This window comes from Phenylobacterium sp. J367 (assembly GCF_024699985.1).
In the GTDB taxonomy this organism is placed as follows: Bacteria; Pseudomonadota; Alphaproteobacteria; order Caulobacterales; family Caulobacteraceae; genus Phenylobacterium.
The window spans coordinates 4,354,569-4,367,351 of record NZ_JAJONA010000001.1 but is presented as its reverse complement, the minus strand read 5'-3'; the positions used below and the strand labels follow the sequence as shown (position 1 = coordinate 4,367,351).

The following is a 12,783-nucleotide window of genomic DNA, read 5'->3' as shown; positions in this document are numbered from 1 at the left end:
CTTGAGGCGCTAAACGCGGTACCCCCAAGGTTTACCCGTCTGTGGCTTACTTGGGTTAGGGCCGACGAGCGGAGATTTGTCGCGAAGCCTCGCCATTGAGGCCACCCTCACGTTCCACCCCAGCTATGCAGGCGATGTTCCGCCCGCCCTTCAGCGCCGTGTCCGACGAGAACTTCATCCTACCTAGCAGGTGGTTTGCTCAGCCCGGGGTAGTTTCCTGCCATTTCCGAGGCGGTCACCCCCGACGCTCCACGCCCCGGAGCGCTCGTCGGCACGGTAGCGTTGCGATAGGATTGCCAAGCTTTGCGCTTCTTGGCCTCGGCATGGAGAGCGGCTTTCTTGGCGGGAGAGATCTTGTCGGCCTCTGGCTTCGGCTGAACGATCACGGGCGACACGGTGGACGGCGGCTGTGGCGCAGCAGCGTTGCGTTCCCTTTTCGCACTCTGGCCACCTTTACCCTGGCTGCCTTGGGCCGAAGCGAGGGTCACCGCCCCGGCCAATGCGATCGCGCTTGCGATGGCGATCGCCCGAAGCAGCTGGCTTCCCGGAATAATGCGCTTCATCGATCCGCCCGTCCTGACGCTCCGCCTGTCTCGGCAAGCGCAAACGTAAAGCGGTCCCCTCGGCGTTCCATAGGGTGTTTCCCCGTGGGCGCTGCTGCCAGCTTCTCTTCATCCGATCCCATCCTTCCGTCACGGCTCGGTTCTGCGCTGCGCCAGGAGGCGACGTTCATCGACGCGCCGGAAGCGGTCCCTTCGACGGCTCCGAACCCGGACACACGGGGCACGAGTAGCACAGGCTGATGTCTCCACCTTCCGCACCCCGTTCTCCAGATGAACAACCTGTGCTTTAGGAATGACTGCTTCCGCCTCTTCAGGCGAGAGGGAGAGACAGGATAGTGTCTGTTTACACTCTGCGGCGGCAGATCAGCGGCGAACTTGACCGCGCGCTGAGCGATCAATTCGTGATCGCCACAGCGCCCGATCATCCGCTCCTCATGAAAGGGCCGGACTTCTTGATTGGCGGTTTGGGGAATCTTACGGCGCTGCTTATTCCAACGGCCATGGAACGTCGCCGACCTGATACGGCGGTCGCTCGATTTGCGCTCTGTCGCATGGCGCTACCGGAGCCGGCAAAGTTCATCCTCCTGGCAGGACATGAAGATCAGAAGGTCGCGGACGTGCTGACGGGCACCGTCGCGGCAGTGTTGTCTTCGGAAAATGTGGGCAGGCGAGCCGAGCTTGCGAGCTTGGTCGCGGAACCTCAGAGACTTGAGCAAAAGCCAGTGCCCGAGGGCCTTCGTCAGAAGGCCAACGCTCGCTTCGGGGAAATCTACCGGGTGGCGCGGGTCGTCCGCCGATGGGGAAACCGACCGGCTCCCACTGCATTGCGGCTCGATTGGCCGCCGCCGGATGGGCAGCCTTCCCGGCGCCTCAAGCGCACGGCAGATGTCGCTGCACTTACAATCAAAGGAGCGCACGACTCGTACGAGGTAGACGCAGGGGTGCCACATCCCACCGACAAAGCCCCGGAGGCAGCGGTTCTCGATATGCTGCGCGATTACCCGGGGGACCCACAGAAGTACCTTCGCGCATCGGCGTTCTCAGGATGGGTGCTGTCCGAAGCAGGAAATCCGCATCTAGGTGACGGCATGCGCATGCTTGAGCGGCTCGTACGCCCATGAGTGCGCGCAAAGCTAGACACAAGGCGATGCAAGCGATCGTTCGCGGCTCCAGCCTCTATGGTGCCCATCAAGAACTAAATCACGTCGAGCAAGAACTAGCGGAACTGGGCAACTGCAGCTCAATGCAGCCACTTAGACGACAACGCTTCTTGCAGATTATGCATGCGGCACGAGCACTACCCTTCCCCTTGGGGGCGGCGATGCCGACCGCGGGCCTAAAACTATACTTCCGGTTCTTAAGCCGCCGCTGGATGTTCTGAATGTTCGCGAGGAGGTGTTCCTCGAACGCTTCCGCGGCAAGGCGTGTTTCGCGATTGCCGGAGTGCGCCGCATTGCTCCGGATCACGCGCCAAGCCTTGAGAAGAACCCCTCTCTCTCGCACACGGTCGTAAAGGCTAGGCGGTGTCATCCGTAAGGCCTCTGGGTCTACCAGCAAGTCCCCCGGCCGCTACGGAGTTTGGCTTGATCCAGGGCCGGTCACGATGACACCGTCACCACGCCCGACGACCCGCACCCCAGGGCGAACCCCAAGGTCCCCGCCGCCATCCGCCTCGACGCTCACATGGAGCCCGAACCGCACGTCGCCGGAAATCTGCCCGGTCATTGCGAGGACAAGCGCGAGTGCGCCCGCCGCCGCGAACCTCGTTTTTGCATCTGCGCCGACATTTGATGGTCCCCCTTCAGCGTAGCAGTTTTTGCCACGTGTCAAGTCGCCCGCCGCGCCTCCGCCAAGCGCCAGAATAATGTCCTTCGACCGTCCGGTAGGCGCATCGCGCGACGCCGGTCGTCGACTTCTGGGCCGGAGGAGTTTGGCTTGATCCAGGGCCGGTCACGATGACACCGTCACCACGCCCGACGACCCGCACCCCAGGGCGAACCCCAAGGTCCCCGCCGCCATCCGCCTCGACGCTCACATGGAGCCCGAACCGCACGTCGCCGGAAATCTCACGTTCAGAGTTGTGCACGATTCGTTCTGTTGGCGGAAGCGAAAAGCTTAACTGTTAATGCTTCGTTGTGAGGTGGCGCTCGGGTGAGAGCCCGAAAGCAGAAGGCCCCAACGTCAGCGAGGCGTCAGAAGCGCCCCAATCACGGCTAAGCTCAGCCCGCTGCCGGGAAGGTCTCAACGTCCCCCCAGAACCCTGACCGCCGGCGGCCCCCACCGCACGCGACCTGCGCGCGCGGCGCACGCTTCGCCACCCCGGCCCGCCACCCCTCTCTTGCCAAGCCCGCTTCCTCAGGCCATCTCGCGCGGCCTATAAGCCCGCGTCCCCTCCCAGCCTCCTGGAAGTCATGTCCCGTATCCTCATCACGTCCGCGCTGCCCTACATCAACGGGATCAAGCACCTGGGGACGCTGGCGGGCTCCATGCTGCCGGCCGACGTCTACGCCCGCTTCCAGCGCAGCCGGGGCCGCGAGACACTCTATATCTGCGCCACCGACGAGCACGGCACGCCGACCGAGCTGGCCGCCGCCGAGGCCGGCGTCGATCCCTCGACCTTCTGCGCCGAGCAGCACCGCATCCAGCACGACCTCGGCCGCCGGTTCGGCCTCTCGTGGGACCACTTCGGCCGCTCGTCCTCGCCGCAGAACCACCGCCTGACCCAGCGCTTCGCCCAGACGCTGTGGGAAGCCGGCTTCATCGAGGAGCGGGTCACCCAGCAGGTCTATTCCAACGCCGACAAGCGCTTCCTGCCGGACCGCTACGTGATCGGGACCTGCCCGCACTGCGGCTACGAGGCGGCCCGCGGCGACCAGTGCGAGAACTGCACCCGGGTGCTCGACCCCGCCGACCTGATCAAGCCGCGCTCGGCGGTCTCGGGCTCCGACGACATCGAGATCCGCGGCTCCAAGCATCTGTTCCTCCGCCAGAGCCTGTTCGCCGGCAAGCTCCGGAGCTGGATCGAGGCCAAGCGGTCGTCCTGGCCGAACCTCGTCACCTCCATCGCGCTCAAGTGGCTGGACGAGGGCCTGCAGGACCGCGGCATCACCCGCGACCTGGAGTGGGGCGTGCCGGTCAACGCCTTCGAATGGGGCCCGAACCCGGAGGGCCGGACGCCCGACATCGAGGGGCTGGCGGGCAAGGTCTTCTACGTCTGGTTCGACGCGCCGATCGAATACATCGCCGCCACCTGGGAATGGGCCACGGCGCGGGCCCAGGAGGCCGGCCGCGACGTCGACGACGCGGAATGGGAGCGCTGGTGGCGCGGCGAGGCGGCCTCGGACGTCACCTATGTGGAGTTCATGGGCAAGGACAACGTGCCCTTCCACACCGTCGGCTTCCCCTGCACGATCATGGGCGTCAACGAGCGGCTCGCGCCCGACGGGACCTGGTCCACCGTCGAGAACGCCCCCTGGAAGCTGGTCGACCAGCTCAAGGGCTTCAACTGGCTCGACTACTACGGCGGCAAGTTCTCCACTTCGCAGAAGCGCGGCGTGTTCATGGACCACGCCCTGGAGCTGCTGCCGGCCGACTACTGGCGCTGGTGGGTCACCGCCAACACGCCCGAGACCTCCGACGCCACCTTCACCTGGGAGCAGTTCCAGGCCCAGGTGAACGCCGACCTCGCCGACGTGCTGGGCAACTTCGTCAACCGCATCCTGAAGTTCACCGAGAACCGCTTCGAGGGCGTCGTCCCCGACGGCGGCGTGGCCGGCCCGCTCGAGGAGAAGCTGGAAGGCGACGTGCTCGAGAAGCTCCGAGAGCTCACCGGCCACCTGGAGGACCGCGAGTTCCGCAAGGCCTCCACCGCCGTCCGCCAGCTCTGGGTGCTGGGCAACCAGTACCTGACCGAGGCGGCGCCCTGGACCGCCATCAAGACCGATCCCGACCGCGCCGCCGTGGCCGTGCGCTACGGCCTGAACCTGGTCGCCCTGTTCGCCAAGGTGTCGGAGCCCTTCATCCCCTTCGCCGCCGAGAAGATCGCCGCCGGGGTGGGGGAGGGCTTCCCCGGCCAGTGGCCGGCCCTCGACGGCCTGGGCCTGCTCCGCACCCTCGAGCCCGGCCGCAAGGTCCAGGCCCCCCGACGTCCTCTTCCGCAAGGTCGAGGACGCCCAGGTCGCCGAGTGGCTGGAGCGCTTCGGCGGCCCCGAGACCGCCTGAGGCCCTCGCGCGCGCGAGGACCCAGGGTCCCGATTACCCTCGTCCATGTTCACGTGGACGAGGGGTCAGTGCGCCTGCTGGCGGGCGACTTCCTCCGGCCCGATGTCCAGGGCGTCCGGCATGACGGCGTTGTACTGGTCGACCTTGTTCAGGTCGACGACCACGGTCCGGTGGCCCTCCCACATCATGTGCAGGGCCACGTAGAGCACGATGATCAGGCCGACGTAGCCGATCCAGCGGTAGCGGTGCAGCAGCTTGGCGATCCAGGTCGCCGCCACGCCCATCAGGGCGATCGACAGCAGCAGGCCGAACACCAGGATCCCCGGGTGCTCCCGCGCCGCCCCGGCCACCGCCAGGACGTTGTCCAGCGACATGGAGACGTCGGCGATCAGGATCTGCAGGAAGGCGTCCTTGAACTTCTTCGGCTGGCGCGCCGCGACCGCGCCCGTGGGCTCGGTGCCCGGGTCCGCGTCCAGCACGGCCTCGGCCGCAGCCTCCTCGGGCTCCGCCTGCTGGCGAAGCTCGCGCCACATCTTCCAGCAGACCCAGAGCAGCAGCAGGCCGCCGGCGAACAGCAGGCCGACGATGCCCAGGAGCTGGGTGGTGATCAGCGCGAAGCCGATCCTCATCACGACCGCGGCGATCAGGCCGTAGAGGATCGCCTTCTTCCGCTGCTCCTGCGGCAGCCCGCCCGCGGCGAGGCCCACGGCGACGGCGTTGTCGCCCGCCAGCACGAGGTCGATCATCAGGACCTGGAGGAGGGCGGAGAGCGCCCCGGGGCTCATGAGCTCTTCGAACATCCGGTCTCAATGCACGGGCGCAGGGAGTCCTGCAACGGGCTACGCACGCGGGCGCGACGCCTCGTAGAGCGCCACCGCCGCCGCCGCCGACACGTTCAGGCTCTCGAAACCGCCCGGCATGGGGATCTTGGCCAGGACGTCGCAGTGCTCCGAGACCAGCCGGCGCAGGCCTTCGCCCTCGGAGCCCAGCACCAGGACCGTGGGCGTCCCGTCGAGCGCCTCGGCGAGGCCGGTGTCGGTGTGACCCGTCAGGCCCACCGCCCGCCAGCCGAGCTCGGCCAGGTCCTCCAGCGCCCGGGAGAGGTTGACCACCCGGGCGACGAGCACGCGCTCGACCGCCCCCGCCGCGGCCTTGGCGAGCGCGCCGGTGAACCGGGGCGCATGGCGATCCTGCAGGATCACGCCGGCCGCCCCGAAGGCCGCGGCCGAGCGCAGGATCGCGCCGACGTTCTGCGGGTCGGTCACCTGGTCGAGCATCAGCAGGACCGCGCCCGGCTTGGCCTCGAAGTCGGCGAGGTCGGCCGGCTCGGGTGGCGGGCTGCGGAGCGCGACGCCTTGGTGCACCGCGCCCTGCGGCAGGTTCTGGGCGATGAGCTGGTTGTCGGCGGTCTCCAGCGCCGGGAGCCGGCCGAATCGCTTCTCGATCTCCCGGGCCCGGTCGAGCGTCGCCAGCAGGCGCAGCGGCGTCTCGCGGGCCGGATTGGCCAGCGCCGCCTCGACCGCGTGCCACCCCCAGATCCAGTCGTCGGACGGGGCCTCCGACCGCCTGTGGAAGCGGTTCTGGGGCGGTCGTTTTTTCCCTTTGCGGGCGTCGTTGCGTTCGAAGGACGAGGCCACTATAAGACGCGCTCCAAATCGGGGCCCCGGACGGAAAGCCGCCCTGAAGGACCTTGCGTTGGCGCTCTTAAGCGCCTCGCGGGCTCCGGCGGAAGGCTTTTGTTCGAGGCGCCCGAAGTGGCTCCAAGCGCGCTGGGGGAATGTCCCGAGTGGCAAAGGGGGCGGACTGTAAATCCGCTGCTGTAATGGCTTCGTAGGTTCGAGTCCTACTTCCCCCACCACGCGCCGGAGCAGACAAGGAGAGTTTGGGCGACCCCCGCTCAGAGGTTTGGCGGGTATAGCACAATGGTAGTGCAGCAGCCTTCCAAGCTGAGGATGCGGGTTCGATTCCCGCTACCCGCTCCAAGTTTCCCTTTCAGTTGAACAACACGCCCGGCAGGACCCTGATGGCCAAAGAAAAGTTCGAACGGAATAAGCCGCACTGCAACATCGGCACGATTGGTCACGTTGACCATGGGAAGACGACGCTGACGGCGGCGATCACGATGACGCTGGCGAAGGCGGGTGGCGCGAAGGCGATGGCCTACGCGGACATCGACGCGGCGCCGGAAGAGAAGGCGCGGGGCATCACGATCAACACGGCGCACGTGGAATATGAGACGGCGAACCGTCACTACGCGCACGTGGACTGCCCGGGTCACGCCGACTACGTGAAGAACATGATCACGGGCGCGGCGCAGATGGACGGCGCGATCCTGGTGGTGAGCGCGGCCGACGGTCCGATGCCGCAGACGCGGGAGCACATCCTGCTGGCGCGTCAGGTGGGCGTGCCGGCGCTGGTGGTGTTCATGAACAAGGTCGACATGGTCGACGACGAGGAGCTGCTGGACCTGGTGGAGATGGAAGTGCGCGAGCTGCTTTCGTCGTATCAGTTCCCGGGAGACGACATCCCGATCGTGAAGGGTTCGGCGCTGGCGGCGGTTGAAGGCCGCAATCCGGAGATCGGCGAGCAGCGGATCCTGGACCTGATGGCGGCGGTTGACGCCTACATCCCGCAGCCGGAGCGTCCGATCGACCTGCCGTTCCTGATGCCGGTGGAAGACGTGTTCTCGATCTCGGGCCGCGGTACGGTGGTGACGGGCCGGATCGAGAAGGGGATCGTGAAGGTCGGCGAGGAAGTCGAGATCGTCGGCATCCGTCCGGTTCAGAAGACGACCTGCACGGGCGTCGAGATGTTCCGCAAGCTGCTGGACCAGGGCCAGGCGGGCGACAACGTGGGCGTGCTGCTGCGCGGCACGAAGCGCGAGGACGTGGAGCGGGGCCAGGTGCTCTGCAAGCCGGGCTCGATCACGCCGCACACCGAGTTCATGGCGGAAGCCTACATCCTGACGAAGGAAGAGGGCGGCCGTCACACCCCGTTCTTCACGAACTACCGTCCGCAGTTCTACTTCCGGACGACGGACGTGACGGGGATCATCAAGCTGAAGGAAGGCGTGGAGATGATCATGCCCGGCGACAACGCCGAGCTGCTGGTCGAGCTGATCACGCCGATCGCCATGGACCAGGGCCTGCGCTTCGCGATCCGCGAAGGCGGCCGGACGGTCGGCGCCGGCGTCGTGGCCAAGATCATCAAGTAAGATCGCCACACGCGAACGAGACAGTGAGGCCGCCGGGGACATCCCCCGGCGGCCTTTTCTTTGGGGGTCTAGATGACCGGAAAGTCATGACCTCGATTTAAGCTGCTCCGACTACGGCCCAGGGCTAGCTTCCCGTAATGGATGGGAGGCAGGACATGCGCATCGGGGTCATCATGCTGGCGGCGGGCGCCGCCTTTTCGGCAAACGCGGTCCAGGCCGCCGAGGTCGAGATCCGTGACGCCGTGGCCCGGGTGACGGTGATCCCCGAGGACCGCGCCGACATCAAGGTCGAGATCGTGAAGTCCCATCCGCAATTGCCGCTGCAGGTCCGGGTGGCCGGCGACCGCACAGTGATTGACGGCGACCTCGACGACCGGATCCGCAGCTGCAACGGCCGCGGGGGCAAGGGCGACGTGAAGGTCCGCGGCGTCGGTTCAGTGGACCACGAGGACATGCCCCAGGTGGTGGTGCGCACGCCGCGCGCCGTCGAGATCTCGTCGAACTCGGCGATCAGCGGCGCCGTCGGCCGCTCGGCGAGCCTGAAGCTGAGCAACGCCGGGTGCAGCCGCTGGACCGTGGCCGACGTGGCGGGCGACGCGACGATCCGCGAATCCGGCGCGGGCTGGGTGCGGATGGGCGCGTCCGAGCACCTGACGGTCCACCTCTCCGGGGCCGGCGGGGTCGAGGCGGCGAAGGTCCGCAACGGCCTGGAGGCCAACCTGTCCGGGGCTGGCGGGGTGAAGATCCGCGAGTTCAGCGGCGCCATGGCCGCCAATGTGGCCGGCGTGGGCAAGGTGGAGGTCGAGCATGGCTCGGCGACCAGCCTGAAGGCCAGCGTCGCCGGCGTCGGCGGCATCGAGTTCGGCGGTCCGGTGGATACGCTCGACGCCTCGATCGCCGGCTTCGGCGGTGTCCGTGTGCAGTCGGTGAAGGGCTCGGTCCGCAAGTCGGTGTCCGGCATTGGCAAGGTGACCATCGAGGACCGCACCTAGGTCGGCGACGCAGGGGTCTGGAAATCCAGCGGCCGCCCTTTCGACATAACAGCGGAATTTCTGTTTGCCGCGCTTCCGAGTCGGGGCGCACAGTCTCTTTGTCCGTGCGTAGACAAGGACCTGGGTGAGGAAACTGGCATGCGGGTAATCGGATGTGTCGCGGCCATCGCTTCGGCGATGGCGCTCGTGGGATGCGGCGAAGGGGCGACGAGCAGCGCCCAGGCGTCGGGCGGCGAGGCCCAGGGCCAGAAGGTGGTGGCCGTCGGCTGTCCCAAGACGCCGCAGCCGGGCTGCGTGACCATGGCGTCGGGCGGCAAGGCGTACGACGTCTCGGACGCCGGCATCGACCTGACCAGGGGCGTCGCCGTGGCGGTGACGGGTCTGGCGGCCGGCGAGGTGACCGCCTGCGGGCCGAAGCTGACAAGTGTCGAGGTCGAGTACCAGGGCCTGCAGTGCGCGGCCCCGGCGCCGGCCGCCGCCGAGGGCTAGCGGTCCAGGTCCTGGTCCTGGTCGGCGCTGGACTGGTTCGGCTCGGGGGCCTCGGTCTGCGGAACGCCGGTGGCCGGGTCGGTCATGGTCTTGGCATTCTTCGATGAGCCCGCCGATCCGCGTGGCTCGGAGGACGAGCGGGGCGGGCTGCCGGGCTTGAGATCCTCGTCACGGTTCCGCTGGCGATCGATGTCCTGTCCGGGCATGGGGCCTCCTCCGAGGGTTGCGTCCTCTGGCGGCAGGAACGGGTTGCGCCGCCCTTCGATCCCACCTTGCCGGGGCGGGGGGCCCTGCTAGATCAGCCGGCTCCGGCGATGAGCCGAACGCGCCGGAAGGCCTGGCCGCTTTCCGGCGCGCTGTTCATTGTCGGGGCGCCGGACCGAAAAGGGCTGGTCGTAGGAGTGTAGCTCAGCTGGTAGAGCATCGGTCTCCAAAACCGAGGGCCGGGGGTTCGAGTCCCTCCACTCCTGCCACTTCCCTATATATGTCTACGCTGTGAACCGGGACGGTCGCCCAGGCCGCCCCCAACTGACGAGTTTGAAGACGCCGCATGGCCAGGAAACCGGGCTCCAACCCGCAAGCGATGAGAAACCGCGCCGCCCGCACGGCTGCGGTGATGGCCACGCCCGCCGGCGCCGCGCCGGCCGCGCCGAAGAAGCGGACCAGCCCCGCCCAGTTCTTCCGTGAAGTGCGCGCTGAAGCGCGCAAGATCACCTGGACGAGCCGCAAGGAGACCTGGATCACGTCGGTCATGGTCGCGATCATGGTCACCGTGGCCGCGCTCTTCTTCTGGGGGGTCGACACCGCCCTCACGGTCCTGCTGTCCCTCGTCCTCCGTCTGGCGAACGCCGGGTGAACAAGATGTCTGAAGCCGCCCAAACGCAATCCAACCCGCGCCACAAGTGGTACATCGTCCACGCCTACTCGAACTTCGAGAAGAAGGTGGCCGAGTCCATCAAGGAACAGGCGCACTCTCAGGGCCTGGACGACAACTTCTCCGAGATCCTGGTCCCCACCGAGGACGTGGTGGAGATCCGTCGCGGCCGTAAGGTGAACTCCGAACGCAAGTTCTTCCCGGGCTATGTGCTCGTGAAGATGGAGATGACCGACGAGGCCTATCACCTGATCAAGAACACCCCGAAGGTGACCGGCTTCCTGGGCTCCGGCTCGAAGCCGATCCCGGTGTCCGAGAAGGAAGTGGCCCGCATCATCGGCGCCATCGAAGAAGGCGTGGAGCGGCCCAAGCCGACCATCAGCTTCGAGATCGGCGAGCAGGTGCGCGTCACCGACGGTCCCTTCGCCAGCTTCAATGGCTCGGTGGAGCAGGTCGACGAGGAGCGCGCCCGGCTGCGCGTCACCGTCTCCATCTTCGGCCGCGCCACGCCGGTCGAGCTGGAATACAGCCAGGTCGAGAAGATCGCCTGACGAACGGCCGCGGTTGCCGCGGCCTCCGTTAGCTGGTAGGAGCGCGCCCTTCGCGGACGGGCGCGTTCTTCGTTTTTCCGTCTGCGATTTCAAACCCGTGGGAGAGGGCGGCCACCGTAACCTCGCACCACGGCTCAAACCGGCCGGGCTTCCGGCCATGAGGAGCAAAGATGGCCAAGAAGATTCTGGGCTACATCAAGCTGCAGGTGCCCGCGGGCTCCGCCACGCCGTCGCCGCCCATCGGGCCGGCGCTCGGCCAGCGCGGCGTCAACATCATGGGCTTCTGCAAGGAGTTCAACGCCCGCACCGAGAAGGAACAGAAGGGTACGCCCCTGCCGACCGTGATCACGGTCTACCAGGACAAGTCCTTCACCTTCGTCACGAAGACGCCGCCGGCGTCCTACTACATCAAGCAGGCGGTCGGCCTGAAGTCGGGCTCGCAGAAGCCCGGCCGCGACAGCGCCGGCAAGATCACCCGCACGCAGCTGCGCGAGATCGCCGAGAAGAAGATGAAGGACCTCAACGCCAACGACGTTGAGGCCGCCGCCCGCATCATCGAGGGCTCCGCCCGCTCGATGGGCCTGCAGATCGTGGAGGCCTAGGACGATGGCGAAGCAACCGAAGCGCGTTCAGAAGTGGACCGGCGACCGCATGGCCGCCCACGCCGTTGAAGAGGCCGTCAAGCTGGTGAAGGCCAACGCCAACGCCAAGTTCGACGAGACCGTCGAGATCGCCGTGAACCTCGGCGTCGACCCCCGTCACGCCGACCAGCAGGTCCGCGGCGTCGTCAGCCTGCCGTCGGGCACCGGCCGCGACGTCCGCGTCGCCGTCATCGCCAAGGACGCCAAGGCTGCCGAGGCCGAGGCCGCCGGCGCTGACATCGTGGGCGCCGAAGAGCTGGTGGAGCGCATCCAGGGCGGCTTCATGGACTTCGACCGGGTGATCGCGACCCCCGACATGATGGCCCTCGTCGGCCGTCTGGGTAAGGTGCTGGGCCCGCGCGGCCTGATGCCGAACCCGCGCGTCGGCACCGTGACCCCGAACGTCGGCCAGGCCGTGAAGGACGCCAAGGGCGGCGCCATCGAGTTCCGCACCGAGAAGACCGGCATCATCCACGCCGGCATCGGCAAGGCCTCGTTCACCGACGACCAGCTGCTGGCCAACGTGAAGGCCCTGGTGGACGCTCTGAACAAGGCGAAGCCGTCGGGCGCCAAGGGCACCTACATCAAGAAGATCAGCCTCTCCTCGACGATGGGCCCGGGCTTCAAGGTGGACGCCTCCTCGGTCGGCGCGACCGCCTAAGAGCTGCAAGCTCTGCTAAGACCAAGGCGCGGACGGCGACGTCCGCGCCTTTTTCTTTGAGGGAAGAGATGGCCGAGGTGACCCTGGAGCCTGTCGGGCCGGAGCGGCGTGAGGCGGTCGCCAACCTCTTCCAACTCTATGTCCACGACTTCAGCGACTTCTGGTCCGAGCGGCAGGTCGAACTGGGCGAGGACGGCCGCTTCCCGCCCTATCCCTTCCTCGACACCTACTGGGAGGACCCGGAGCGGGCGCCCTTCCTGATCCGGGCGGACGGCCAGCTCGCGGGGTTCGTGCTCCTGAACACCCACAGCCATTCCGGAAAGCCCTGCGACTGGAACGTCGCGGAGTTCTTCGTGGCCCGGCACTACCGGCGCGAGGGCGTCGGCCGGCGCGCGGCGCTGGCGGCGATCAGCGGTCGGCCCGGCCTCTGGGAGATCGCAGTGGCCCGCCGAAACGCCCCGGCTCAACCGTTCTGGCGCGGTGTCGCGCAAGCCGCGGCGTCCGGGCCGGTGGAGGCGCTCGACCAGGCCGACGGGAACTGGAACGGGCTGATCCTGCGCTTCCGCGTGGCATAGTG

12 protein-coding genes, 3 tRNA genes and 1 pseudogene are annotated in these 12,783 nt (G+C 67.3%); 13 read left to right on the top strand and 3 right to left on the bottom strand.

Going from position 1 to position 12,783, the window contains the following annotated elements; all coding sequences use genetic code 11:
• Positions 1–179: 179 nt before the first annotated feature.
• The gene (locus LRS04_RS23305) at positions 180–563 is read right to left on the bottom strand and encodes a hypothetical protein (protein WP_257818441.1); all 384 of its coding nucleotides are present in this window, start codon (positions 561–563) and stop codon (positions 180–182) included.
• A gap of 335 nt (positions 564–898) precedes the next feature.
• Here LRS04_RS23305 and LRS04_RS23300 point away from each other — a divergent pair, with 335 nt between their 5' ends.
• On the top strand, positions 899–1,684 hold the full coding sequence (locus LRS04_RS23300; RefSeq protein WP_257818440.1) for a hypothetical protein: 786 nt from the start codon (positions 899–901) through the stop codon (positions 1,682–1,684).
• Positions 1,685–2,974: 1,290 nt separating this feature from the next.
• Positions 2,975–4,784, top strand: a pseudogene (gene metG / locus LRS04_RS23295) (methionine--tRNA ligase).
• Between the two features lie 65 nt (positions 4,785–4,849).
• Here the strand turns inward: metG and LRS04_RS23290 are convergent.
• Positions 4,850–5,584, bottom strand: a complete 735-nt coding sequence (locus tag LRS04_RS23290) for a TerC family protein (protein ID WP_257818438.1) — start codon at positions 5,582–5,584, stop codon at positions 4,850–4,852.
• Positions 5,585–5,623: 39 nt separating this feature from the next.
• Positions 5,624–6,421: a 23S rRNA (guanosine(2251)-2'-O)-methyltransferase RlmB gene (gene rlmB, locus LRS04_RS23285; protein WP_257818437.1), complete on the bottom strand. Its 798-nt coding sequence runs from the start codon at positions 6,419–6,421 to the stop codon at positions 5,624–5,626.
• A 134-nt stretch (positions 6,422–6,555) separates the two neighbouring features.
• Between rlmB and LRS04_RS23280 the strand changes: the two genes are divergently transcribed.
• The 11 genes from LRS04_RS23280 to LRS04_RS23230 all read left to right on the top strand — a co-directional run bounded on the left by LRS04_RS23280 (position 6,556) and on the right by LRS04_RS23230 (position 12,781).
• A tRNA-Tyr gene (locus LRS04_RS23280) sits at positions 6,556–6,642 on the top strand.
• Positions 6,643–6,692: 50 nt separating this feature from the next.
• A tRNA-Gly gene (locus tag LRS04_RS23275) sits at positions 6,693–6,766 on the top strand.
• A gap of 41 nt (positions 6,767–6,807) precedes the next feature.
• Positions 6,808–7,998: an elongation factor Tu gene (gene tuf, locus LRS04_RS23270; RefSeq protein WP_257818416.1), complete on the top strand. Its 1,191-nt coding sequence runs from the start codon at positions 6,808–6,810 to the stop codon at positions 7,996–7,998.
• A 155-nt stretch (positions 7,999–8,153) separates the two neighbouring features.
• Positions 8,154–8,990 (top strand): hypothetical protein, encoded by an 837-nt coding sequence (locus tag LRS04_RS23265; protein ID WP_257818436.1) that lies wholly within the window; start codon positions 8,154–8,156, stop codon positions 8,988–8,990.
• A gap of 138 nt (positions 8,991–9,128) precedes the next feature.
• Positions 9,129–9,479 (top strand): hypothetical protein, encoded by a 351-nt coding sequence (locus LRS04_RS23260; RefSeq protein ID WP_257818434.1) that lies wholly within the window; start codon positions 9,129–9,131, stop codon positions 9,477–9,479.
• 397 nt (positions 9,480–9,876) lie between these two features.
• Positions 9,877–9,952 (top strand) — tRNA-Trp (locus LRS04_RS23255).
• Positions 9,953–10,029: 77 nt separating this feature from the next.
• Positions 10,030–10,335 (top strand): preprotein translocase subunit SecE, encoded by a 306-nt coding sequence (secE, locus tag LRS04_RS23250; RefSeq protein WP_257818433.1) that lies wholly within the window; start codon positions 10,030–10,032, stop codon positions 10,333–10,335.
• Positions 10,336–10,340: 5 nt separating this feature from the next.
• The gene (nusG, locus tag LRS04_RS23245; protein ID WP_257818432.1) at positions 10,341–10,904 is read left to right on the top strand and encodes a transcription termination/antitermination protein NusG; all 564 of its coding nucleotides are present in this window, start codon (positions 10,341–10,343) and stop codon (positions 10,902–10,904) included.
• 170 nt (positions 10,905–11,074) lie between these two features.
• Positions 11,075–11,506 carry a 50S ribosomal protein L11 gene (gene rplK / locus LRS04_RS23240; RefSeq protein ID WP_257818431.1) on the top strand — a complete coding sequence of 144 codons (432 nt, stop codon included), beginning with the start codon at positions 11,075–11,077 and terminating at the stop codon, positions 11,504–11,506.
• A 4-nt stretch (positions 11,507–11,510) separates the two neighbouring features.
• On the top strand, positions 11,511–12,206 hold the full coding sequence (gene rplA, locus LRS04_RS23235) for a 50S ribosomal protein L1 (RefSeq protein ID WP_257818430.1): 696 nt from the start codon (positions 11,511–11,513) through the stop codon (positions 12,204–12,206).
• Positions 12,207–12,274: 68 nt separating this feature from the next.
• Positions 12,275–12,781, top strand: coding sequence for a GNAT family N-acetyltransferase (locus LRS04_RS23230; protein WP_257818429.1), 507 nt, complete (start codon positions 12,275–12,277; stop codon positions 12,779–12,781).
• The last annotated feature ends 2 nt before the right edge of the window (positions 12,782–12,783 follow it).